Annotated in this window: 22 protein-coding genes and 1 tRNA gene; 13 read left to right on the forward strand and 10 right to left on the reverse strand. The window is 54.1% G+C overall.

The features are described 5' to 3' along the window. The first annotated feature begins 81 nt into the window (after positions 1-81). From apbE to mgtE, 5 genes are all read left to right on the forward strand, one after another. Positions 82-1,125, forward strand: a complete 1,044-nt coding sequence (gene apbE / locus MRY16398_RS08465) for an FAD:protein FMN transferase ApbE (RefSeq protein WP_125124160.1) — start codon at positions 82-84, stop codon at positions 1,123-1,125. Positions 1,126-1,197: 72 nt separating this feature from the next. Continuing rightward, positions 1,198-2,277 (forward strand): bifunctional DNA-binding transcriptional regulator/O6-methylguanine-DNA methyltransferase Ada, encoded by a 1,080-nt coding sequence (gene ada / locus MRY16398_RS08470; protein WP_125124161.1) that lies wholly within the window; start codon positions 1,198-1,200, stop codon positions 2,275-2,277. Further along, the gene (gene alkB, locus MRY16398_RS08475; RefSeq protein WP_039079928.1) at positions 2,277-2,927 is read left to right on the forward strand and encodes a DNA oxidative demethylase AlkB; all 651 of its coding nucleotides are present in this window, start codon (positions 2,277-2,279) and stop codon (positions 2,925-2,927) included. Before ada ends, alkB begins: the two co-directional genes overlap by 1 nt. A gap of 73 nt (positions 2,928-3,000) precedes the next feature. After that, the gene (locus tag MRY16398_RS08480; protein WP_125124162.1) at positions 3,001-4,644 is read left to right on the forward strand and encodes a multidrug ABC transporter permease/ATP-binding protein; all 1,644 of its coding nucleotides are present in this window, start codon (positions 3,001-3,003) and stop codon (positions 4,642-4,644) included. 158 nt (positions 4,645-4,802) lie between these two features. Next, positions 4,803-6,239 (forward strand): magnesium transporter, encoded by a 1,437-nt coding sequence (mgtE, locus tag MRY16398_RS08485; RefSeq protein WP_039079930.1) that lies wholly within the window; start codon positions 4,803-4,805, stop codon positions 6,237-6,239. On the opposite strand, the gene MRY16398_RS08490 is transcribed toward mgtE, so the two are convergent. Then, positions 6,202-7,437 carry a SulP family inorganic anion transporter gene (locus tag MRY16398_RS08490; RefSeq protein ID WP_125124163.1) on the reverse strand — a complete coding sequence of 412 codons (1,236 nt, stop codon included), beginning with the start codon at positions 7,435-7,437 and terminating at the stop codon, positions 6,202-6,204. The two genes, mgtE and MRY16398_RS08490, sit on opposite strands and share 38 nt — an antisense overlap. A 278-nt stretch (positions 7,438-7,715) precedes the next feature. Here MRY16398_RS08490 and mqo point away from each other — a divergent pair, with 278 nt between their 5' ends. The 4 genes from mqo to MRY16398_RS08510 all read left to right on the forward strand — a co-directional run bounded on the left by mqo (position 7,716) and on the right by MRY16398_RS08510 (position 11,195). Continuing rightward, on the forward strand, positions 7,716-9,374 hold the full coding sequence (gene mqo / locus MRY16398_RS08495; RefSeq protein WP_125124164.1) for a malate dehydrogenase (quinone): 1,659 nt from the start codon (positions 7,716-7,718) through the stop codon (positions 9,372-9,374). Positions 9,375-9,690: 316 nt separating this feature from the next. Beyond that, the gene (locus tag MRY16398_RS08500) at positions 9,691-9,942 is read left to right on the forward strand and encodes a hypothetical protein (protein WP_125124165.1); all 252 of its coding nucleotides are present in this window, start codon (positions 9,691-9,693) and stop codon (positions 9,940-9,942) included. Positions 9,943-10,233: 291 nt separating this feature from the next. After that, positions 10,234-10,635: a septal ring lytic transglycosylase RlpA family protein gene (locus MRY16398_RS08505; RefSeq protein WP_079496270.1), complete on the forward strand. Its 402-nt coding sequence runs from the start codon at positions 10,234-10,236 to the stop codon at positions 10,633-10,635. Then, positions 10,632-11,195 (forward strand): hypothetical protein, encoded by a 564-nt coding sequence (locus MRY16398_RS08510; RefSeq protein WP_125124166.1) that lies wholly within the window; start codon positions 10,632-10,634, stop codon positions 11,193-11,195. Before MRY16398_RS08505 ends, MRY16398_RS08510 begins: the two co-directional genes overlap by 4 nt. Positions 11,196-11,216: 21 nt before the next feature. On the opposite strand, the gene iraP is transcribed toward MRY16398_RS08510, so the two are convergent. The 4 genes from iraP to MRY16398_RS08530 form a co-directional block, all read right to left on the reverse strand. Continuing rightward, positions 11,217-11,564: an anti-adapter protein IraP gene (gene iraP / locus MRY16398_RS08515; protein WP_039079935.1), complete on the reverse strand. Its 348-nt coding sequence runs from the start codon at positions 11,562-11,564 to the stop codon at positions 11,217-11,219. A 326-nt stretch (positions 11,565-11,890) separates the two neighbouring features. Further along, positions 11,891-11,967, reverse strand: a tRNA-Pro gene (locus MRY16398_RS08520). 76 nt (positions 11,968-12,043) lie between these two features. Then, positions 12,044-13,804: an LPS biosynthesis-modulating metalloenzyme YejM gene (yejM, locus tag MRY16398_RS08525; RefSeq protein WP_125124167.1), complete on the reverse strand. Its 1,761-nt coding sequence runs from the start codon at positions 13,802-13,804 to the stop codon at positions 12,044-12,046. A gap of 18 nt (positions 13,805-13,822) precedes the next feature. Then, positions 13,823-14,050, reverse strand: coding sequence for a YejL family protein (locus tag MRY16398_RS08530; protein WP_039079937.1), 228 nt, complete (start codon positions 14,048-14,050; stop codon positions 13,823-13,825). A 132-nt stretch (positions 14,051-14,182) separates the two neighbouring features. On the opposite strand from MRY16398_RS08530, the gene yejK reads away from it, so the two are divergent. Continuing rightward, positions 14,183-15,187 (forward strand): nucleoid-associated protein YejK, encoded by a 1,005-nt coding sequence (yejK, locus tag MRY16398_RS08535; RefSeq protein ID WP_039079938.1) that lies wholly within the window; start codon positions 14,183-14,185, stop codon positions 15,185-15,187. 266 nt (positions 15,188-15,453) lie between these two features. Here the strand turns inward: yejK and rplY are convergent, their stop codons facing one another. Then, positions 15,454-15,738, reverse strand: coding sequence for a 50S ribosomal protein L25 (rplY, locus tag MRY16398_RS08540; RefSeq protein ID WP_039079939.1), 285 nt, complete (start codon positions 15,736-15,738; stop codon positions 15,454-15,456). Between the two features lie 127 nt (positions 15,739-15,865). Next, positions 15,866-17,626 carry a DEAD/DEAH box helicase gene (locus tag MRY16398_RS08545; protein ID WP_125124168.1) on the reverse strand — a complete coding sequence of 587 codons (1,761 nt, stop codon included), beginning with the start codon at positions 17,624-17,626 and terminating at the stop codon, positions 15,866-15,868. Between the two features lie 154 nt (positions 17,627-17,780). Here MRY16398_RS08545 and rsuA point away from each other — a divergent pair, with 154 nt between their 5' ends. From rsuA to MRY16398_RS08560, 3 genes are all read left to right on the forward strand, one after another. Beyond that, positions 17,781-18,488, forward strand: coding sequence for a 16S rRNA pseudouridine(516) synthase RsuA (gene rsuA, locus MRY16398_RS08550; protein WP_039079941.1), 708 nt, complete (start codon positions 17,781-17,783; stop codon positions 18,486-18,488). Positions 18,489-18,504: 16 nt separating this feature from the next. Next, positions 18,505-19,698 (forward strand): Bcr/CflA family multidrug efflux MFS transporter, encoded by a 1,194-nt coding sequence (locus MRY16398_RS08555; protein WP_125124169.1) that lies wholly within the window; start codon positions 18,505-18,507, stop codon positions 19,696-19,698. A 336-nt stretch (positions 19,699-20,034) separates the two neighbouring features. Further along, positions 20,035-20,379: a YejG family protein gene (locus tag MRY16398_RS08560; protein ID WP_039079943.1), complete on the forward strand. Its 345-nt coding sequence runs from the start codon at positions 20,035-20,037 to the stop codon at positions 20,377-20,379. Positions 20,380-20,382: 3 nt separating this feature from the next. Here the strand turns inward: MRY16398_RS08560 and yejF are convergent, their stop codons facing one another. Genes yejF through MRY16398_RS08575 form a run of 3 tightly spaced genes read right to left on the reverse strand, consistent with a single transcriptional unit; the run spans position 20,383 to position 24,099 of the window. Next, positions 20,383-21,972 (reverse strand): microcin C ABC transporter ATP-binding protein YejF, encoded by a 1,590-nt coding sequence (gene yejF / locus MRY16398_RS08565; protein WP_107223790.1) that lies wholly within the window; start codon positions 21,970-21,972, stop codon positions 20,383-20,385. A 1-nt stretch (position 21,973) separates the two neighbouring features. Beyond that, positions 21,974-22,999 (reverse strand): microcin C ABC transporter permease, encoded by a 1,026-nt coding sequence (locus MRY16398_RS08570; RefSeq protein WP_125124170.1) that lies wholly within the window; start codon positions 22,997-22,999, stop codon positions 21,974-21,976. Then, positions 22,999-24,099 carry a microcin C ABC transporter permease YejB gene (locus tag MRY16398_RS08575; protein ID WP_039079946.1) on the reverse strand — a complete coding sequence of 367 codons (1,101 nt, stop codon included), beginning with the start codon at positions 24,097-24,099 and terminating at the stop codon, positions 22,999-23,001. Before MRY16398_RS08575 ends, MRY16398_RS08570 begins: the two co-directional genes overlap by 1 nt. Positions 24,100-24,106: the final 7 nt, after the last annotated feature.

A 24,106-nucleotide genomic window follows, 5' to 3' on the forward strand; every position in this document is an offset into this window, starting at 1 on the left:
CCTTTTTTTATGGCTGAACCCCATCTCACCCTCGTTAAATTTGGTGTACTCTGGCGGCGCAAAACGGATAGGGAAAAGACGATGGCGACGACATTTCTGCGTGCAGGCCTGCTGCTTGCGCTCGCATTATTAAACGGATGCGATAACCCCGCCTCCCAGGTGGAACCCCCCACGGTGCTTGAAGGCAAAACGATGGGCACCTTCTGGCGCGTGAGCGCCATCGCGTTAAGCCCGGAGAAAGCGAAAAGCCTGACGCAGAAAATTCAGGCGCAGCTTGATGCCGACGATCAAGCGCTATCAACGTGGAAACCCGATTCGGCGCTAATGCGCTTTAACCATTCTGCCAGTCTGGCGCTGTGGCCGGTGAGCGCCGATATGGCTGATATTGTCACCGCCGCATTGCGCGTTGGAGCCCACACGCAGGGGGCAATGGATATCACGGTTGGACCGCTGGTAAATTTATGGGGCTTTGGGCCGGACAAGCAGCCCAACAAAGTGCCGGATCAGGCGCAAATCGATGCGGCCAAAGCGCGTACCGGGTTACAACATCTTAAGGTCATTAACGAGGCGCAACAGCAGTATCTGCAAAAAGATCTGCCGGATCTTTTCGTCGATCTCTCGACCGTTGGCGAAGGGTATGCCGCCGATCATCTTGCGCGCCTGATGGAGCGTGAAGGGATCTCGCGCTATCTGGTGTCGGTGGGGGGAGCGCTGGTCAGTCGGGGTATGAACGGGCAGGGGCAACCCTGGCGTGTAGCGATACAAAAGCCGACCGACCAGGAAAATGCGGTGCAGGCGGTGGTGGATATTAATGGCCACGGCATCAGCACCTCTGGCAGCTATCGCAACTACTATGAGCTGGACGGTAAACGCATTTCCCACGTGATTGACCCGCAGACCGGCCGCCCCATTGAGCATAATCTGGTCTCGGTGACGGTGATTGCCCCCACCGCACTGGAAGCTGATGCCTGGGATACCGGCCTGATGGTGCTTGGCACGGCGAAAGCGCAGGATATCGTGCGCAAAGAGGGGCTGGCGGTCTATATGATCATGCGGGAAGGTGACAAGTTTACCACCTGGATGTCGCCACAGTTTTCTGCGTTTCTGCTCAACGAGAAAAATTAGACAGCAAGAATGCGGGTTTTTTCGTCCGGGCTATCGGGCACAGTGAAGCTATGCTTGAAAGAGGAGCCTGAGATGAAAACATCCACGACGTTATATCAACAACCGTTGACCGATGAACAATGCTGGCAGGCTGTCTGCGCGCGTGATGCCAGCCACGACGGGCAATTTGTCTTCGCGGTAAGAACCACCGGCATTTTTTGCCGCCCCTCCTGCCGTTCACGCCGGCCCCTGCGCGAGAATGTCGGTTTTTACCCCGATGCCGATACCGCGCAGGCTGCCGGGTTTCGCCCCTGCAAACGCTGTCAGCCTGAAAGAGCGGACCCGCAGCAGCAACGGATTGCAAAAGTGGAAAAGGCCTGTCGCTTGCTGGAACAGGAGGGGAGTGTGACCCTGGAAACCCTGGCGGATGCTGTCGCCATGAGCCCCTGGCATTTCCACCGGCTGTTTAAGTCCGTAACCGGCATGACGCCGAAAGCCTGGCAGCTTGCTTTTCGTGCGCAGCGTCTGCGCAACGCGCTTAATGAAAGCGCCACGATCACCGATGCGGTACTGGCGGCAGGGTTTCCCGATAACAGCAGCTACTATCGGCAGGCTGACGCCGCGCTGGGAATGACGGCGCGCCAGTATCGGCGCGGCGGTGACGATACGGATGTCTGCTATGCCCTGAGTCATTGTTCTTTAGGGCATTGCCTGGTGGCGCAAAGTGAACGCGGGATCTGCGCCATTTTGCTGGCTGATAACGAGGACGCACTGCTGGAGGAACTGCGAAGTATCTTCCCCGGCGTCCGACGCGAGCAGGCAGATGAAAGGTTTGTTGAACAGGTTGAGGAGGTCGTGAGGCGCATTGATAATCCGGCGTCACCTTTTACGCTGCCTCTGGACTTGCGCGGTACGGCATTTCAGCTCCAGGTCTGGAACGCGCTGCGCGCCATCCCGGTGGGAGAAACCGTCAGTTATCAGTCGCTGGCAAACACCCTTGGTAAGCCGGGCGCGGTGCGTGCCGTCGCCCGCGCCTGTGCGGCGAACAAGCTTGCCATTGTGGTGCCTTGTCATCGGGTGGTTCGCTCCGATGGCGGGCTGTCCGGTTATCGTTGGGGGGCGACGCGTAAAGCCCGCCTTCTGCGGCAGGAATCAGAATCGAAGGAGACATAATGCTCGATTTGTTTGCCGATGAAGAACCCTGGCAAGAACCTCTCGCCCCCGGCGCGGTGGTCCTGCGGCGTTTTGCGCTGGCAAAAGCACAGGCTTTACTGGCGGGCATTGAGGCAGTAACGCAGGTGTCGCCGCTGCGTCATATGGTAACGCCCGGCGGCTACACCATGTCGGTGGCGATGACCAACTGCGGCGAAGTGGGCTGGACGACCGACGCCAGAGGGTATCTCTATTCCGGGATTGATCCACAAACGGGCAATCCCTGGCCTGCTATCCCTGATGCTTTTGCGACGCTTTGCCATGATGCGGCGGTGGCGGCAGACTATGCGGATTTCAGACCGGATGCCTGCCTGATCAACCGTTATGTACCCGGTGCGAAACTCTCGTTGCATCAGGATAAAGACGAACCGGATTTACGTGCGCCTATCGTCTCTGTCTCGCTTGGCCTGCCGGCGGTGTTCCAGTTTGGTGGCCTTAAACGCAATGACCCCATACAACGTTTAATGCTTGAGCACGGTGACGTGGTGGTGTGGGGTGGGGCGTCACGACTGTTTTATCATGGCATTTTACCGCTTAAACCGGGGCATCATCCGGCGACCGGAGAGTGCCGTTTTAACCTCACTTTTCGCCAGGCAAGAAAGATTGAATAAAAATAAGAATTATTCTTGATGTAAACAATCAGCCGTTTAAACTGCTGGCTGTTTTGGTTGACCGGGTTTTGTGATGGAACTTCTCCTGCTGGTCTGGCGGCAGTACCGCTGGCCTTTTATCGCCGTTATCGCGCTAACGCTGCTTAGCGCCGCGCTGGGCATCGGGCTTATTGCCTTTATCAATCTCCGCCTGATTGAAACGGTGGATATGTCGCTGGCCGTGTTGCCGGAGTTCCTGGGCTTACTTCTGTTGCTGATGGCGGTGACGCTGGGGTCTCAACTGGCATTAACCACCCTCGGCCACCATTTTGTCTATCGCCTGCGCGGTGAGTTTATCAAGCGCATACTCGACACCCCTGTTGAGCGTATTGAAAAGCTTGGCAGTGCCACGCTGCTGGCCGGGCTGACCAGCGACGTGCGTAGTATTACCATTGCGTTTGTGCGTCTGCCGGAACTGGTGCAGGGGATTATTCTGACGATTGGCTCTTCGGCGTATCTGGCCTGGTTGTCCGGTAAAATGCTGGTCATCACCGCGCTGTGGATGGCACTGACTATCTGGGGTGGATTTATTCTGGTCTCCCGTGTTTATAAACATATGGCGACGCTGCGTGAAACCGAAGACAAACTGTACAACGACTTTCAGACCGTACTGGAAGGGCGCAAAGAGCTGACCCTTAATCGCGAGCGTGCCGGGCATGTCTATAACAATCTGTATCTGCCGGATGCCCGAGAATATCGCCACCACATTATCCGTGCTGACACTTTCCACCTGAGCGCGGTGAACTGGTCGAATATCATGATGTTGGGGGCGATTGGCCTGGTGTTCTGGATGGCAAACAGTCTGGGCTGGGCAGATACCAATGTCGCGGCGACCTACTCATTGACACTTTTGTTCCTGCGCACCCCTCTGCTCTCAGCCATTGGCGCGCTGCCGACACTATTGAGCGCGCAGGTGGCGTTCAATAAACTTAAGCAGTTCTCGCTGGCGCCGTATCAGCCTGACTTCCCGCGACCACAGCTTTACCCGAACTGGGAAACGCTGGAATTGCGCGATGTTACTTTTACCTATCAGGACAAAACGTTTTCCGTGGGGCCGATTAACCTGACGCTCAGGCGCGGCGAACTGGTCTTCCTGATTGGCGGCAATGGCAGCGGTAAATCGACGCTGGCGATGTTGTTAACTGGATTGTATGAACCGGTTTCTGGCGAAATTCTGCTGGACGGTAAGCCACTTGCGAAGGAAAAGCCGGAGGATTATCGCAAGCTGTTTTCCGCCGTGTTTACCGATGTCTGGCTTTTTGATCAACTGCTGGGTGCGGAGGGTCAACAGGCGGATCCGGCGCTGGTGGGCCACTGGCTGCAAAAGCTGAAAATGGCGCACAAGCTGGAGCTCAAGGATGGCAAAATCCTCGATCTGAAACTGTCGAAAGGGCAGAAAAAGCGAGTTGCGCTACTGCTGGCACTGGCGGAAGAGCGCGATATTTTGCTGCTTGATGAGTGGGCTGCCGACCAGGATCCACACTTCCGTCGCGAGTTTTACCAGGTGCTGTTACCGCTAATGCAGGGGATGGGGAAAACCATTTTCGCCATCAGCCACGATGATCATTACTTTATCCATGCCGATCGTTTGCTGGAAATGCGTAACGGTCAATTAAGCGAACTGACCGGGGAGGAGCGTGAGCTCGCCTCCCGCGATGCGGTTGCCCGCACGGCTTGATGGTTAATTTTCGGGCGGAAACGCCCGGAAAATCAGCAAAATATCTCTCTTTTACCCATCTGTACGCGCGGCTTATTAATATTTACATCACCTGCCGCTATGCTTAGACCTGTACGCCTTCATCTCATAAAGGTGAGTTACTACGCAGGGAACGTCCAATGTCTGTCAGCAAAAAAAGCAGTAGCAGATTACGCGATCAGGAACGTGCGCGTTTAATCTGGCTTCTCACCACCGAAAAATCACTCACCGCAACGTTGCTTGGCGAGTTAACTCTGGCGGAACAGTTTGACGCCGATAAGCTCAGCAGTGACATGGCTGAGGTCAACGCATTGGTGGCGCATTTACCGGCGCCGGATTTAGCCGATACCCTCGAAGGGTTGCCGATAGACGGGCGTCTTGCTCTGTGGCGACTGGTAGAAGATGACAAACGTGGCAAAGTCTTGCTGGAAGCGTCGGAAAACGTCTGGGAAGACCTGATTGATGGAATGAGTGATAAAGCGTTGCTGGATGCATTGCAAACGCTGGATATCGACGACCAAATCTGGCTGGTGCAGCATCTGCCGCGTAATCTGACCGGGCGTCTGCTGGCAACACTGCCGGCAACCGATCGCGCCCGGGTACGCCAGGTGATGCGCTACGGCAAAGACTGCGTTGCGGCGATCATGGAATTTGAAGTGATCACCGTGCGTCCGAATTTGACGCTGGCCACCGTACAGCGCTATTTACGCAGGCTGGGCAAGATGCCGGAAAACACCGACAAACTCTTTGTCACCGGACGTGACGGCATACTGCTTGGCGAGCTGGCGCTGCAAACCATCTTACTCAAAGGCAGTGCCTGCCGGGTAGGTGAGGTGATGAATGACGATCCGGTCACCTTTTCGCCTGATGAGCAGGCGCAAGACGCGGCGCATACCTTTGAACGCGATGACTTAATTAGCGCGGCAGTTACCGATACCGACGGCAAATTAATTGGCCGCCTTACCATCGACGACATCGTGGATGTGGTCTACGAAGAGACTGACAACGATTTGCGTCAGATGGGCGGTCTGAGTGCCGAAGAGGATGTCTTTGCGCCGGTGACCCGTGCGGTGAAAAACCGCTGGGCATGGCTGGCGATTAATCTGTGCACGGCATTTATTGCTTCACGGGTGATTGACGGTTTTGAACACACCATTTCACAGTTGGTAGCGCTGGCCGCGTTGATGCCTATTGTTGCCGGTATCGGCGGAAACACCGGTAATCAGACCATCACAATGATTGTTCGCGCCCTGGCGTTGCAGACCATTCAGCCGGGCAATTTTCGCTTTTTAGTCTTGCGTGAAATGGGGGTGGCGTTGGTGAATGGTCTGGTATGGGGAGGGATCATGGGGGCCGTTACCTGGCTACTCTATGATGATGCTGCGCTGGGTGGCGTGATGACGCTGGCGATGGTGCTCAACTTGCTGATGGCGGCATTGATGGGCGTGCTTATCCCAATGACAATGGTGCGTTTCGGGCGTGACCCGGCGGTCGGCTCGAGCGTGATGATCACGGCGATTACCGATACCGGGGGCTTTTTTATTTTTCTTGGGCTGGCGACGATTTTTCTGCTGTAGCGCCACGCGCGTTATGTAAACGTGCAGGAAGGAGAGCCATCGCAATCATCCCTGCCAGTACGCCAATCGCCAGATTGCCGGTACCGATGGTTGCCGCAACGGTGACGATCATCACCACGGTTTCGGCAATCGGCGCGCGTTGCAGCGTTGCCGGATAGAGGCTATGCCAGCTAAAGGTTTTACAGGCGACAATGGTCATAATGCCCGCCAGGACCACCATCGGAATTTCCGCCATTACCTCGCTCAGTGCCGTCACCAGCAATAAGAGCACCAGCCCCGCCACGATGGTGGATACGCGGCTGCGTCCTTTGCCCATTTCCACATTGACGATGGTCTGCCCAATCATTGCGCAACCTGCGATACCGCCGTAAAAACCCGCGAGGATATTGGCGATCCCCAGCCCGGCGCTTTCCTGGCTTTTGCTGGATGGCGTATGGGTTAAATCATCCACCAGACGTGCGGTCAACAATGATTCCAACAGGCCAACAAAGGCGATACTGAGCGCGCAGGGCCAGATAATGCCGAGGGTGGCGAGGTTAAAAGGTACCCGCCATTCGGTGAAGCCAGGCAGGCCGCCTTGCATGGGACCTTCGTCGCCCACGGTAGGTAGCGTTTGTCCGGTGAGGACGGTAAATAACGTCAGCACCACAATGGCCACCAGCGGTGCGGGCACGCTTTTCACCCAGCGTGGCCACCACAGGACAATCAGCACTGTCAGGACGAAGAGCGCGAGGATCAGCGGTTCGCGGCTCCAGAAATGGGGCACCTGGGCGAAAAAAATCAAAATACCCAGCGCATTCACAAAGCCTGTCATCACTGCTTGTGGCACGAAGCGCATCAGACGCGCCATTCGCGTTAAGCCAAAGATAATTTGTATAACGCCTGCAAGCACGACAGCGGGCAGAATGTATTCCACGCCGTGTTGGTGCACCATCGGGCCAATCACCAGCGCAACTGAACCGGCCGCTGCGGTTACCATCGCCGGTCGCCCGCCCAGCAACGACATGCTGATGCACAGCACCACGGAGGCCAGCAGGCTGACTTTGGGATCGACGCCCGCGATCACCGAGAAGGAGATCACTTCCGGAATCAACGCCAGCGCGGTAATCACACCCGCCAGCGCTTCGCGTGTCATCAATTGAGGGGAGCGCAGCACATGGCTAACCCGACCCGTTGGGGAGAATAATTTTTCAGTCATAACTTTTTGCAGGGGTGATTAACGACAGGCATCAATAAATGGATGGGATGTCATGTGTTTGACAAAGCGGAGAATACTACTGTTTCTTAGCAAAAGTTGCCAGTAAACATGGTTATTTTTAATGCAATTATTAAACTTATTAATAACATTTATGCAATGACTATTTAATGTTTAAACATTATTTAAATCCTCTTTCCCCCGTGCTAGGTTAGATGCGCTAACGAAGTTACCCGCGATAACTGCTAATAAAGCAGCACTAAAAGTAAGGCATTAACATTATGAAAAGAATGACTGCCAGACTGTTTTCGATGGCTGTCGGGCTTAATGCTGTCTCCGCGGCAGCAAAAGCTAACGCATCGAAAGAGCAGGAAACGGATGTGCTTTTAATCGGTGGTGGGATCATGAGCGCCACGTTGGGAACCTACCTCCAGGAGCTGGAGCCCAACTGGTCGATCACCATGGTGGAACGGCTGGACGCGCTGGCGCAAGAGAGCTCCAACGGCTGGAATAATGCCGGTACGGGGCACGCCGCCTTGATGGAACTGAACTACACCCCGCAAAACCAGGATGGAACAATCAGCATCAAAAAGGCGATTGAGATTAACGAAGCGTTTCGTATCTCTCGTCAGTTCTGGGCGCATCAGGTGGAAACCGGTGTGCTGAGCGAACCGCGCTCATTCATTAATACCGTCCCGCACATGAGTCTGGTGTGGGGCGATGACAACGTTAACTTCCTGCGTGCCCGCTACAAAGCGTTGCAGCAAAGTACGTTATTCCGTGGCATGCGCTATACGGAAAATCACGAGCAGATCCGCGCGTGGGCGCCGCTGGTAATGGAAGGGCGCGACCCGCAGCAGAAAGTGGCGGCGACGCGGACGGAAATCGGTACCGATGTGAATTTCGGCGAGATTACCCGCCAACTGATTCATTCCTTACAGCGTAAAGACAACTTCTCGCTGAAACTGGGCAGTGAAGTCCGCAGCATCAAACGCAATGCGGATAACACCTGGAATGTGACCATTGCCAGCCTGAAAAACAGCGGCGTCGATCAGGTTATCAAGGCCAAATTTATCTTTATTGGCGCCGGTGGCGCCGGGCTGAAACTATTGCAGGAATCCGGTATCCCGGAAGCGGCGGAATACGCGGGCTTCCCGGTCGGCGGCCAGTTCCTGGTCTCCGAAAACCCTGACGTGGTGAATAGCCATCTGGCGAAGGTCTACGGTCAGGCGACAGTGGGCGCGCCGCCGATGTCGGTACCGCATATCGATACGCGTATCATTGATGGCAAACGCGTGCTGCTGTTTGGACCGTTCGCCACCTTCTCAACGCGCTTTTTGAAAAATGGCTCGCTGTGGGATCTGCTGCGCTCAACTAACAGTTCTAACTTCCTGCCTATGTTAAGCGTCGGGATGACCAATTTCAGCCTGGTGAAATACCTGATGAACCAGGTGCTGCAAAACGACGACGATCGTTTTGATGCCCTGTGCGAGTACTATCCGCTGGCTAAAAAAGAGGACTGGCGTTTGTGGCAGGCCGGGCAGCGCGTGCAGATCATCAAACGCAATGCGAAGAAATTGGGCGAACTTCGTCTGGGCACCGAAGTGGTGAGCGACAAAGAGGGCACTATCGCTGCGCTGTTGGGCGCATCGCCGGGCGCGTCCACCGCCGCGCCGATCATGCTGGAACTGATGCAGAAGGTCTTCCCGGAAAAAGTCGCTTCTCCTGAGTGGCAGGCGAAACTCAAAGAGATCATTCCGTTCCTCGGCGTGAAGCTTGACGGCAACGTTGAAGCCTCGGATGAAGAGTTGCATTACACCAGTCGCGTGCTGGGGCTGAAATGCGATGAATCACCGCTGGCGGATGCTACGCCCCCGGTACGAAAACCCTCGCATGTTGTGCCGGCGGACAATGAACCCGCGGCGGATATTGCGCTGTAATCGAAAAACCTGCTTCGGCAGGTTTTTTGTCGCAACGTTCAAGCGACTTAAATGTGTTTCGTTACCGTTGAAGTTTTTCAAAGGCCCATTGGTGCGCTCTTCATTGCCACGGCAACTGTCCTCAGTCTTGCTTGCCGCCGTGCTTGTTGGCTGTGCTACGCCACAACCCACCATCCCTTATGTCAATTACTAACGCATTGCTCTTGCCGATGTCGCGGCAAACAAATGTGTCTCGCCTGGCTTTCTGGATTATCAGATTGCAGCAGGATCGAAAAATTACGCAGCGCGCGATTTAAATAGCTGGACTTATGACCCGGTGTTCTATCAGACCACATTCAATGAAATGTCAGCAGCGGCAGAAAAAACGCCACCGACAAAAGCGCAGTGCGATAGCTTTGCCGTCGCCATTGTCCAACGTCAGCAGCAAGAACAGCATAATTATCAGCAGCAACAACAGGCGCTCAGTCAGTCATTGCAAACTCTCCATAATCGATGCCGAAAACCACCTACTGATTTTGCCGTCGGCAGCGCCGGACAAAGGAGTACCCGATACCTTATCGGTGGATAAGCTGTTCCGCCGGCAACAGCAGCAAAATCACAACCATCATTCCCTCTGAAATCCTACTGACCACCTTTGCTGCCTGCGGTCGGATAGCGGTCTTGATAGTTGCTGTTTTGGTCGATATTTTGCTGACCTTCCGGGCGCAAAAATAACGCGTCAGCCGCCTTCTTTTTCTGCCATAAAATATCTGAACGGCATGTGATTAAGATTAATCTGAGTCATTGCTGAATGTTTGTTTCTATTGTTACGCGGCTAAAAAGTTAGGTTTATTATTAGCTTCTTCCTTAATAAGGGCGCATGTTTATTAACATCATTGCGGAGCAAAGAATGGGACTTCCGGTATCTGGTGTGGCTTCGACTTATTCAGATTTCTTTCTCAATAAAATGACTGCGAGCGGCGATCTTTACACCCATACGGCGTATACCGCCGCTTTATTGCCACGTGAACGCTGGCATGCCGTACCGCTTGGCACAAAATTAAAACTGACATACCAGGGGCGGTCAGTCATCGTCAAAGTGAATGATCGTGGGGCTGGCGATGGTTCAATGGCGCGTGTCCTTGATTTAAGTCGAGCTGCGTTTGCTTATCTGAGTGGCCGGCCGATCAATGCTATTACCGATAAAACGGCAGGCTTGATTACCTTACAATCCATTATCGTTGTGCCAGCCAGTACGCTACAGGGACCTGTAACCCCATGAAGACTCTATTTGCTATTCCTTTTTTTGCCCTGGGTTTTATCACCAGTGTTGCCGTGCAGGCAGCGGAAAACAAAACGCCTGATGCGATTAATCGCATCATGGCGGAATCGGTACGTAATTTGAGTCTCATGGATGCCGATCCTCAGGGGGCATTGCGCTGGGTCGTCTGGCAGGAAGGGCGGGCAGATTCCAGCGTTTCGTACCTGGCGTTATTCAAGCAGGATAAAGGGGCTGCATCATCGGTGTGGTCAACAAGCTGGCCGGACGCCTGGTCACCTGCGTTGCAACCTCTGCCTGAATGGCGCTGGCAAGGAAATGCTCTTTTGGCCGTGACGCTTCAATTTGGTGCCGCAGCCGGGCAAGTTGAACTGTATGGACTGGATACACAAAACCGACCAATAAAACTGGCAGAAAAGACGGCAGCCAGCGTCAGTTGGAAAATCAATGAATCCGGTCAGCGATTGTTAGTCCTTTATGAACCTAAACCGACAGCGCTCAAAGCGAGCTGTTATGGCTGGCGGGAAAACACCAACAAATTGATGCCTCAGTCTTGTAATTGACAGGGACAGGTCTTTCGGTACTCATTTCTGCTCGGGGTTATCGTCGGTATTCGATAAAAGATCGTTCAGTGTTTCGAAATCAATTTCTGATTCAGCGTCATCCAGCAACTGGGTGACGGAAAGCAGATCGGTAAATTCACTGAGCAGCATTTCGGCGTCGGATTTAAGCGGCGTGTCGGAGACATCCACCGCCGTGTTGATGGCTTTCTTTACGTTTTCAATAATCTCGCGGACGCCGCCGTTTTTCCCCAGCGTCAGCACCAGGGCGCTAAGTAACAGTGACTGTGCCTCTACGCGAGCAGTCAACTGTTTCGCCTCCGCATCCATCTTTGAAATCTTTGCGATCATACTGATAATGACGTTTTTCATGTGATTCCCTGCCTCTGATCCGCATGAGTCTTGGCTATCTACAAGAAGTAAGCATGGCGTTATGTAAGCCTAAATGAGCTTAGGATATTTCACGCGTTGAAAAATGCTGAGCCGGACACAGATGTGAAAAGATCTGTATCAGGAATCAGGCGAAAACCACTCTGGCATCTGATCACAAACGCGTTATCCGCACTGTTTTTCATCGATAAGGGGAGAGCACGCTAAAGGCGTGAGAGTATTGCGGGCATTAAAAAACCCGCAAACTCAGAGAGATTGCGGGTTCTTAAGGGGTAACCGGTCGCGTAAAAGCTTACCGGTGAAATATTTGGTCGGCACGAGAGGATTTGAACCTCCGACCCCTGACACCCCATGACAGTGCGCTACCAGGCTGCGCTACGTGCCGATTTGTGGCGGTAATAGTACCCTTTTCACCGCTGATTGCAAGTGAGGGGAGAGCTAACTGATTCATAAATAATCAATCAGTTAGCGATAAACCGTTTTTCATCTGTCAGGACCTGTAGCAGCAAACTCAATTGCGGTTTCTGATCCTGAATCTTTTCACCCTGCGGATTCCAGGTCTGATAGCTGCCGTTCTGATTGAGCACCAGCGTCATCTGTGGCGTCGTAATCGCCAGCGCATCGCCGCTTGCTGCGGTGACCCAGGTATGGCGTCGCGTTGCGTTAAACAGATCCTGGCCCTGCGAATACTCGTTTGCTGGCGTACTGACATGCAACAGGCGCTGCATCAGCGTCGTCATCACGTCTTTGTGGTCGGTCAGCTTATTGATGCGCTGTGCAGGTGTGCCCGGCCAGTGAATCACCAGCGGCACATGCAGATTATCGCGCGACCAGGCAAAGTCAGTGGCTGACCGATCGGCAGGCATGCCGTGACCCGCGGTGATGATCACAACCGTATCATCCAGCTTGCCCGATTCGCGCAGCGCATCCAATAAACGGTTGATCTGCGTATCGACATCGGTAACGGCGCGACCATAGCGACGGGCAAAATTCTGCTGATTGCTGTCTGGCAGGTTGGTGCCGTTCAACGCCACCCAGGAGAACCAGCGGTTATCGTCCTGAGCATAATGACCCAGCCAGTCAATCCATTGATCGGCGGTCTGCGCGTCTGTCTGCGTTTTTGCCGCAGGCAGCGAGAAATCCGAAAGCAGTGCCTGACGATACAACGCGCTACTGAACCCGTCAGAAGAGAACAAACCTAACTGATAACCTTGCTGATTGAGCGCAGAGATCAGTGCAGCAGGCACGCGTGCCGACAGTACCCCGTCCATATAGCTCGGCGAAATACCGTAAAACAGGCCAAAATAGCCGCTGTCCGCCGTGTTGCCAGAACTCATGTGCTGCGTGAAGGTCACGTTCTGTTGCGCAAAGGCGGCAAGTGCCGGCATCTGTTTTTCGTAACCTGAATAATTCAGGCCATCAACGGTAATCAGCAGAACGTTTTGCCCGGGCCCCATATCCAGATAGCGCAGATCGCTCAATGGATACTGTACCGAAACGGCTTCCGGGCTACCCTGTTCAATCAGGCGACGCTGATAATCCTGCGCATCCAGCAGGCCATGTTTCTCCAGGAAGCGGCGTGCCGTCATCGGGTAGGAGAGAGGCAGGTTCGCCCGCTGCATTGTGATAGGGCGATAGAAGTTTGCGTCCGCCCAGATATACATAACGTGGGTGGCAATAAAGGCTACGAAAAAGAACCCTGCCACGGGTTTTGCAAAGCGCCGCCGCCGGGTCAGGCTGCGAAGTTTTTGCCAGCTCCAGGTGGCGAACAGCATCTCAATGAGCAGGATAACCGGCACACCGATAAACATGAGCTGCCAGTCACGCGCCGTCTCATTCTGATCGGGGTTGATCACCAGTTCCCAGACGATGGGATTGAGATGCAGGTGAAAACGGGTAAAAACTTCGCTGTCGATAAGTAACAGCGTCATGCCCGTGGTCGCCAGAATAACGGACAGAGACCGCATCAGGCGTTGGGACATCACCACAAAGGTGAGGGGGAATAAAATCAGCAGGTAGGTGGCGAACACCAGAAAGCTGAAATGACCGACCACGCTCAGGTAAGAGTAAATCCGCCCGGCAAGCGTTGTCGGCCAGTCGGCGACAAACAGGTAGCGACTACCGACCACAATGGACAATAAAATATTGAACAGGGCGAACCAGTGCCCCCAGCTTACCATCTGGGAGACTTTTTCACGGTAGGGCTGACGATGAGTCACCATAACTTGTCGCTGTTTACCTTAATGCGCTTTATCGTCATTAACGGACGACTGCAATGCCTGGGCGAAAGATTTTGCGATGGCCTGGCGTTGAGCAGGGGCGATGCTGGTATTGATCAAGTTCGTCACCATGTTCCCCAGAACCATCAGGGAAAGGTCGGTCGGAGACTTGTGTTTTTCCAGCACGTTGGCCAGCTCACTTAGCAGTTGTTCAACGTGTTCATCACTATAGCGGGAAATTTGTGGCATAAATCGAAATCAGTTATTCATAAAGGGCAACATATTACCGTAGCAACAGCTTTTTTTCTGCTTTTTTATCAGCAGTTGCACAGTTGCTTGCGTGGTGGTTGAATACCGCCCGGTCTAAAAGGAGAGTTTATCATGAGTCTGGACATCAACCAGATTGCCCTGCACCAGCTTATCAAACGCGATGAGCAAAACCTTGAGCTGGTGTTGCGCGAATCTTTGCTGGAACCGACTGCTCCCGTTGAGGAGATGGTCGCCGAGTTACACCGGGTTTACAGCGCGAAAAGTAAAGCCTACGGCCTGTTTAACGATGACAGCGAACTGGCGCAGGCATTACGCCTCCAGCGTCAGGGCGAGGAAGATTTTCTCGCGTTCAGCCGTGCGGCAACGGGGCGCTTACGTGATGAACTGGCAAAATATCCCTTTGCGGACGGCGGCATTGTGCTGTTCTGCCACTATCGCTACCTGGCAGTGGAATACCTGCTGGTCGCGGTGCTCAATAACTTAAGCAGTATGCGTGTTAATGAGCAACTGGACATCAGCGCGACGCATTATCTCGACATTAACCATGCGGATATCGTGGCGCGTGTGGATTTAACCGAGTGGGAAACTAACCCGGAATCGACGCGTTATTTAACCTTCCTCAGAGGGCGCGTTGGGCGCAAGGTCTCTGACTTTTTCATGGATTTCCTCGGTGCAACCGAAGGATTAAACGCCAAAGCGCAGAACCGCGGATTGTTGCAGGCGGTGGATGACTTTACCGCCCAGGCGCAGCTCGATAAATCAGAGCGCCAGGATGTTCGCCAGCAGGTCTACACCTACTGTAATGAACAGTTGCAGGCAGGCGAAGAGATTGAACTGGCGTCACTTTCAAAAGAGCTGGCGGGCGTGAGCGAAGTGAGCTTTGAAGAGTTTACTGCCGGGCAGGGCTATGAGCTGGAAGAGAGCTTTCCGGCGGATCGCAGCACATTGCGCCAGTTAACTAAATATGCGGGTAGCGGCGGCGGGTTAACCATTAACTTTGATGCCTTGCTGTTGGGCGAGCGTATTTTTTGGGATCCGGCCACGGATACGTTGACCATTAAGGGCACACCGCCGAATCTGCGCGATCAACTGCAACGCAGAACCGGTGGTAACTGACCGCACTGTGGCATAAAGGAATACGCCAGAAATTCCCTGTCGATGCTGCATTTCTGCGACGGGCCTCAAGGTCTGGTTCGACTTTCAGTTTGATGGTCAGACCTGGCAGGGTACGGATCTGATGAGCACCGAAAAGGTGCTTGATGCCTTGAGTGAGGGGCAAATCATCCCGATACGCATTTTGCCGCGAACGGGTAGACCGTTAATCGAGTTTGCTGAGACATAAAAAAACCCCGCAGAGCGGGGTTTTTTCAACTTGTCAGCGATTACGCGCGAACGAAGTCGATGTGAGACAGTTTCGGTTTGTAAGCGTGACGCTGTACAGCCTGAACTTTCACTTTTACTTCTTTGCCATCGATAACCAGAGTCTGAACTTCATCATAGAATTCAGCTTTAGACTGGATGTTCCACAGCTGGTCGTGGTCCAGTTCGATAGCAACCGGAGCTTCTTTCCCACCGTAAACGATAGCCGGGAATTTGTTAGCTGCGCGCAGGCGGCGGCTCGCACCCTTACCCTGCTCTTTACGTACTTCTGCGTTGATAGTAAACATGTCAATTTCTCTTAAATAGTTCCTGCTACAGGCGACCCAGCAACAGGCAAGTGATCTGCTTTGCGGATGCAAAAGCGGGCGGATTATACCCGTATCCCCCCTCTGTTACAAGTCGGACCGCTATGGCTTAGCCGCGTAACTCATTGGCGCGGCGAAAGCGCCCTTCATAATCAAACACCTTTTCCCGCACCTGCCAGTACTGGCCTTTTTTGCGCGCCACGACAAAATCAGGGTGGCGTAACAGCGCCTGCCGGGAGAGGATATCGGCGGCGACAATCCAGCGTAATGGCACGCCGGGCGTGCGGGTGTGTGGGCGGATAAAGAGCTGCTCAAAAGCGGTACGCTGAGCAGGGGTATGCAGGCGGTAGCGTTCGCTGACATCTGCGCCATCTTCATCGTAGTAGGTAATTTTTAGCCACTCGCCTTTGTCATCCGCGCCGTGCTGTAAGTCCATTCCGCTACAGCGAAGGACCAGCGCGTCTTTGAGTTTCAGCGCCGCTTTAAGCATATCGTCCGGATCGACCAGAATGGTGTCGCAGGTCCGGCAACGACGGGCAGCAATGTCGTTTTCCGCATTACACTGTGGGCAATTTTTAAAACGGAAACGATAGTCACACTGTTCCCGCTGGCCGTCATCGTCCTCAAACCAGCCCTGACAGCGGCGGCCAAAATGTTCGATTAAGGTGCCATCTGCCGTGGTTTTCCCCCAGAAGGTATTGGCAAAGCCGCAGGCCGGGCAAAACACCTGCACAGGTACGTTATCGCTTTTTCCTTTCGGCGCACCGACTTCCGGCGCGTAAAGATCGTGCGGATTTCCGGCGTAGTCGAGGATGAGACAATCGGTCTTGCCGGGAAACAGCCGCAGGCCGCGCCCGACGATTTGCTGATACAGGCTGACGGATTCCGTCGGGCGCAGGATGGCAATTAAATCCACATGCGGCGCGTCAAAGCCAGTCGTGAGCACCGACACGTTCACCAGGTAGCGAAAGCGTTGCGCTTTAAACGCCTCAATCAACTCATCACGCTGTGGACCTGGCGTTTCGCCGGTAATCAGCGCTGCTTCGCCCGCAGGCAACAGCCCGGTAATTTCATGGGCATGTTCTACGGTCGCGGCAAAAATCATCACGCCTTTGCGGCTTTCTGAGAACTCAACAATCTGGCTGATGATGTGCGGCGTGACGCGCTGCTGTTTTTTCAGTTCACGGTTCAGATCCGCTTCGCTGAACAGGCCATTACTCTGCGCCTGCAGGCGGCTGAAATCGTACTGCACCACGGGCATATCCAGCCGTTCCGGTGGTGTCAGATAGCCATGCTTGATCATGTAACGCAGCGGCAACTCATAAATGCAGTCGCGGAACAGCGCTTTTTCATCGCCCCGGACCATACCGTGATAATGAAAACGGTAGATCCAGCCTTTCCCCAGACGAAAAGGGGTCGCGGTGAGTCCCAGCAAACGTACGCGGGGATTCACTTTGCGCAAGTGCTGTAAAATTTGCTGGTATTGGCTTTCGCCATCGTCGCTGATGCGGTGGCACTCATCGACAATCAGCAGTGAAAACTCACCCTGAAAATGGTCAAGGTTACGGGCAACGGACTGTACGCTGCCGAAAACCACTTTGCCCTCACTCTGTTTACTCTTGAGGCCCGCAGCGTAGATATCCGCCTCCAGACCCAGAGCGAGGTATTTCGCATGGTTTTGCGCGACCAGTTCTTTAACGTGTGCGAGCACCAGTACGCGCCCGCGCGCCACCCTTGCCAGTTCGGCAATGACCAGGCTTTTGCCTGCGCCTGTAGGCAGGACAATCACCGCAGGTTCATCGTGATGGCGAAAGTGGGCGAGGGTAGCGTCTACCGCTTCGCGTTGATAAGGGCGTAAGGTAAAAGTCATGCTCTTCATGGTGTGACAACATCATGTCACAAGTATGCCACGAATCTTTCCCTTGAGCGGCGTAGAATGACCGCTATACTGACAGGCGTAAATCACCTGAGTCTTCTTAAGGACGAAAGTCCTGCTTCCAGCACCATACAGGCAAAACAACTTCATGCGACTTGATAAGTTTATCGCTCAGCAACTCGGCGTAAGCCGTGCTATTGCCGGACGTCAAATCCGCGCCAGCCACATTACCGTAGACGGCGAAATTGTCAGAGATGCCGCGTTCAAATTGCTCCCGCAACACGAGGTGGAGTATGAGGGCAACGCGCTGGTTCAACAAACCGGCCCTCGCTATTTCATGCTCAATAAACCGCAGGGCTATGTTTGCTCAACGGACGATCCCGATCATCCGACGGTACTCTATTTTCTGGATGAGCCTGTAGCGCACAAACTCCATGCTGCGGGGCGCCTGGATATCGATACTACCGGGCTGGTGCTGATGACCGACGATGGGCAGTGGTCGCACCGTATCACCTCACCGCGCCATCACTGCGAGAAAACCTATCTGGTCGACCTGGAATCGCCAGTGGCGCAAGACACTGCGGAACGCTTTGCCAAAGGTGTCCAGTTACATAACGAGAAAGACCTGACCCAACCGGCTCAGCTCGAGGTGATCACGCCGACGCAGGTACGCTTAACTATCAGCGAGGGGCGCTATCATCAGGTAAAACGTATGTTTGCCGCCGTGGGCAACCACGTTGTCGGGCTGCATCGTGAGCGTATCGGCGCGATTACCCTCGACGACGATCTGGCGCCGGGAGAGTACCGCGCACTGACAGAAGAAGAGATTGCCAGCGTCGGTTTGCCTGCGCGTTAACTTAGAGGAGCTTTTCGTGACCAAAAGGCCACACTCATCACTGAGTATTGTGATTATTCTTGGCCTGCTGGCCATGTTGATGCCGTTATCTATTGATATGTATCTGCCCGCGCTCCCGGTAATTGCCGGGCAGTTTGGTGTACCGGCGGGCAGCGCGCAAATGACGTTAAGCACCTACATTCTGGGCTTTGCATTGGGGCAACTGCTTTATGGCCCTATGGCGGACAGCATCGGGCGTAAGCCGGTTATCCTTGGCGGTACGCTGATTTTCGCCGCGGCGGCCGTGGCCTGCGCGCTGGCACAGAGTATCGATCAACTGATTACCATGCGCTTCTTTCATGGTCTCGCGGCTGCCGCAGCCAGCGTGGTGATTAATGCCCTGATGCGCGATATTTATCCGCGCGAAGAGTTTTCGCGGATGATGTCGTTTGTCATGCTGGTGACCACCATTGCGCCGTTGCTTGCCCCGATGATCGGCGGCGCGGTGCTGGTTTGGTTTAGCTGGCATATGATCTTCTGGATCCTGGCGGTAGCGGGCTTGCTGGTTTCGGTGATGATTGCGTTCTTTATACATGAAACGCTTCCGCCAGAACGTCGGCAGCCGTTCCATCTGCGCACGACCGTCGGCAATTTTGCCTCTCTGTTTCGTCATAAACGCGTGCTCAGCTATATGCTGGCAAGCGGTTTTAGCTTTGCCGGAATGTTCTCTTTTCTAAGCGCCGGGCCGTTTGTCTATATTGAAATCAACCATGTTTCGCCACAGGATTTTGGCTACTACTTCGCGCTAAATATTGTGTTCCTGTTCCTGATGACCATCATCAATGGACGTTTCGTCCGCCGTGTGGGCGCATTAAAGATGTTCCGTGGTGGGTTATGGGTTCAGTTTGTGATGGCGCTATGGATGGTTATCACGGCACTGCTTGGCGTAGGTTTCTGGTCACTGGTGGTGGGCGTGGCCGCCTTTGTCGGCTGTGTTTCGCTGGTGTCGTCAAACGCGATGGCGGTTATTCTTGATGAGTTTCCCCATATGGCAGGCACCGCCTCCTCGCTGGCCGGTACGTTCCGCTTTGGTATTGGCGCAATTGTCGGCACGCTGCTTTCTATGTCGGCGTTCAACTCCGCATGGCCAATGATTTGGTCCATCACCTTTTGCGCAACCAGTTCCATTCTGTTCTATCTCTACGCCAGTCGCGGCAAAAAACAGGCGTAACCTTTCAACAGAAGGGGGCAGAAACGCTCCCTTTTTTGATGCACATCAACCAAACCTGACATACATTCGGACGTGTTTGTTTATTTTATGTAAAATCCGTTTGTGTAAAAAGTCACATCCTTGTAGTAAAATAAGTTGAGTTAGATCTCATAAACGGGTACATATAGCCGAAAAAAGGGCCGGGGTTCATCAATAAAAACCTGATAAATGAACCGCTAACCCGCACAGATCGCGGCGTCTTACGTTTTATGTGTCGCTGACGAGACGGTTTGTCAATAATGTGTTAATATGAATGTGAAATATTTGTGAAGTAATTGGTACTTCCGGGGACAGAAAGTGAATACATTACAACTCTCCATCATCCACCGTTTACCCCAGAGCTATCGCTGGCTTGACGGTTTTGCAGGCGCCAGGGTTGAACCGATTCCGCAAAATGACGATGACGCGGAAGGGAGTCTTGTGGCGCTGAAGTTATTGAGTCCGGATGGCGATAGCGCCTGGCCGGTTATGCATAAGCTGAGTCAGGCACTGAGTGACATCGCAGTAGATTGTTCCGTCGTGGAATGCGAAGGTGAACCTTGTCTGTTCGTGAACTGTCAGGATGAGTTTGCAGCGACCTGCCGCCTGAAAAACTTTGGCGTCGCGATCGCTGAACCCTTCACCACTCAGAACCCTTTCTGAGCGTCAGCTTAATGATAAAAGCTGACGCGTGTAGTCCTGCTGCGGCGCGCTAAACACGCGGTGACACTCTCCCTGCTCAACCACCTCTCCCTGTTTCAGCACAATCACCTGATGGCATAACGCGCGTACCACCTGCAAATCATGACTGATAAAAATATAAGCCAGATGGTGCGTCTGCTGGAGCGATTTCAGTAAGGCGAGGATCTGCGCCTGTACTGTGCGATCAAGAGAGGAGGTGGGTTCATCCAGTATGATCAGCTCCGGTTTCAGTATCAGTGCCCGGGCAATGGCAATACGCTGGCGCTGACCGCCAGAAAACTCACCCGGGAAACGTCGGCGGGTTTCCGGATCCAGACCAACCTCGTTCATGACTCTGATGACCTCTGCCTCCCGCGCTTCGCGCGTCAACGTCGGCTGATGCACCAGTAATCCCTCTTCGATAATCTGCTGCACGTTCAGTCGTGGATTCAGCGAAGAGTTCGGATCCTGAAATACCACCTGGATGCGGTGGCGCACCGGTAGCATCTGTTTGCGATTCCATGCGTGAAGGGGGCTATCGCCAAAGGTAATGGTGCCCTGCGAAGCAATCAGGCGCAGCAGAGCCAGCCCGGTGGTACTCTTCCCGGAGCCAGACTCCCCAACCAGCCCCAGCGTTTCCCCTGCGCGCAGGGTGAAGCTGATGTTATTGACCACCCGGTTTTCGCCCACCACGCGTTTAAAGATACCTTTGCGGATCGGAAAACTGACGCCGAGATTTTCGACGCGCAGCAGTGGCGGTGTCTCCGGGGCCAGAGGAACCGGATCTCCTGCGGGCTCGCTGTTCAACAGGCGCTGGGTATAAGGGTGCGTTGGCGCGGCAAACAGGGCGCTGGCGCTGTTCTGCTCGACGCACAGACCGTTTTGCATCACGGCAACGTTATCTGCCAGTTTGCGCACAATACTCAGGTTGTGCGTGATAAACAGAAGCCCCATGTTCAGCTCCTGACGCAGTTCGCGCAGCAGCGTCAGGATTTGCGCCTGCACCGTCACATCCAGCGCGGTGGTGGGTTCGTCCGCAATCAATAATTCCGGACGAGTGAGCAGCGCCATGGCAATCATCACGCGCTGGCGTTCGCCGCCAGAAAGCTGGTGGGGGAAATCCCCCAGGCGCTGGCGGGCATTGCGGATACCCACCCGGTCAAGACAGGTCAGGATCTCGGCGCGGGCGGCCTCCCGGCGCATCCCCCGGTGGAGCGATAAGACCTCGTAGAGCTGCTTTTCCACGCTATGCAGTGGATTGAGCGACACCATCGGTTCCTGAAAAATCATCGCAATTTTATTGCCGCGCACCTGGCGCAAGGTTTTCTCGCTGGCATGCAGCAGGCTTTCGCCATGAAAGAGGATATCGCCCTGCGGATAGACAGCGGGTGGCGTGGGGAGCAGGCGAAGGATCGACAATGCGCTCACGCTTTTACCCGAGCCGGATTCGCCGACCAGCGCCAGTGTTTCGCCCGCCTCAATTTGCAGCGAAAGCGAATCCACCACCGTGCGTTGTGTCTCCTGCTGACGAAAAGCGATAGACAGGGAATCAATGCGTAACAGGGGAGGGATCATCTTATACCGCCTTGTTGGGATCGAAGGCGTCGCGCACCGCTTCACCAATAAAAATTAACAGCGACAGTAAGACCGCCACAGACAAAAACGCCGCGATACCCAGCCAGGGCGCCTGCAGATTATTCTTCCCTTGCAGTAATAATTCGCCAAGCGACGGTGAACCCAGTGGCAAACCGAAGCCGAGGAAATCCAGCGAGGTCAGGGTGGAAATCGAGCTGCATAAAATAAACGGCAGGAAGGTCAGCGTGGCGACCATCGCATTGGGCAGCATATGGCGCAGCATAATGCTGCGGTCGTTCACCCCCAGCGCCTGCGCCGCACGGATGTAGTCGAAATTTCGCGTGCGCAGAAACTCAGCGCGCACCACGCCCACCAGACTCATCCAGCCGAACAGTACCGTAATGGCCAGCAACCACCAGAATCCAGGCTGTACGACGCTGGAGAGCAGAATAATCAGGAACAGCGTTGGCATGCCTGACCAGACCTCAATAAAGCGCTGGCCCCACAGATCGATTTTCCCGCCGTAATAGCCCTGTAGTGCGCCTGCGATCACGCCGATAACGCAGGAGCAGAGCGTCAACATTAAGCCAAACAGCAATGAGATACGCGTCCCGTAGAGAATACGCGCCAGCACATCCCCGCCGTTGGCATCGGTACCTAACCAGTTCTGCTTTGAGGGCGGCGAGGGGAAAGGCTGAGTGGTGGAGTAGTTGATACTGCGCGCGCCAAAGCGGATGGGGGCATGAATCATCCAGCCATGCTGAGCGATTTGCTGCTGCAGCCAGGGATCCTGATAATCCGCAGGCGTGGCAAACGGACCGCCAAATTCGCTCTCGCTATAGTTGAAAATCACCGGCGCGTACCAGTGACCCTGGTAACGCACCAGCAGCGGTTTATCGTTGGCGATCAGTTCGGCAAACAGGCTGAATAAAAAAATCAGCAGAAAAATCCACAGCGACCAAAAACCGCGGCGATTATGGCGAAAACGCGCCCAGCGAGTCTGGTTGACGTAGCTTAATTTAAACATCAGCGTCCCTCGAAATCGATGCGCGGGTCGACCAGCGTATAAGTCATGTCGCTGAGAATATTCAGCAACAGGCCGATAAGCGTGAAAATATAAAGCGTGCCAAACATCACCGGATAATCGCGCGAGACGGTGGCCTCGTAGCCCAGCAGCCCCAGCCCATTAAGCGAGAAGATCACTTCAATGAGCAGTGAGCCGGTAAAAAACATGCTGATAAAGGTGGCAGGAAAGCCTGCGATCACCAGTAACATCGCATTACGAAACACATGCTTGCGCATAATATTGCCTTCGCTGACGCCTTTTGCGCGCGCGGTCACCACATACTGCTTTCTGATCTCATCCATAAAGGAGTTTTTCGTCAGCATGGTCAGGGCCGCAAAGCCGCCAATGACGGTTGCCAGCACGGGCAGGGTGATGTGCCACAGGTAGTCGGTTACCTTAGCGTACCAGGGCAGGGTATCGAAGTTCGACGAAACCAGCCCACGCAGCGGGAAGATATCGTAGTAGCTGCCGCCCGCAAAAAAGACGATCAGCAAAATAGCGAACAGAAATGCGGGGATCGCGTAGCCGATAATAATAAAAGCGCTGCTCCAGACGTCGAACCGGCTGCCGTTATAGACCGCTTTGCGGATCCCCAGGGGAATCGACACAAGATAGATAATCAGCGTCCCCCATAGCCCAAGCGTGACGGAAACCGGCAGGCTCTCTTTGATCAGTTGTAGCACTGAGGCGCTGCGAAACAGGCTATTGCCGAAGTCGAAACGGACATAGTCCCAGAGCATTTTGAAATAACGCTCATGAATCGGTTTGTCGAAGCCGTAGCGTTTGGTGATTTCAGCAATCACTTCCGGATCAAGCCCACGCCCGCCGCGATAGTGGCTATCGTTGCTGGTAGCGCTGCCGACACCGGTTCGGGCGTGTGTGGCACCGCCGCCTTCGACCGTCGTTCCCGGTAAACCACTCTGGTTACCGAACTCAATCGCCGCAATGGCCTGATCGACCGGCCCTCCCGGGGCAATCTGTACGATGAAAAAGTTAATAGTGATAATCGCCCACAAGGTGGGAATGATCAGCAATAAGCGTCGAATAAAATAGGCGCCCATCCTGTCT

Source organism: Phytobacter sp. MRY16-398 (genome assembly GCF_003925915.1).
Lineage (GTDB): Bacteria > Pseudomonadota > Gammaproteobacteria > Enterobacterales > Enterobacteriaceae > Phytobacter > Phytobacter diazotrophicus.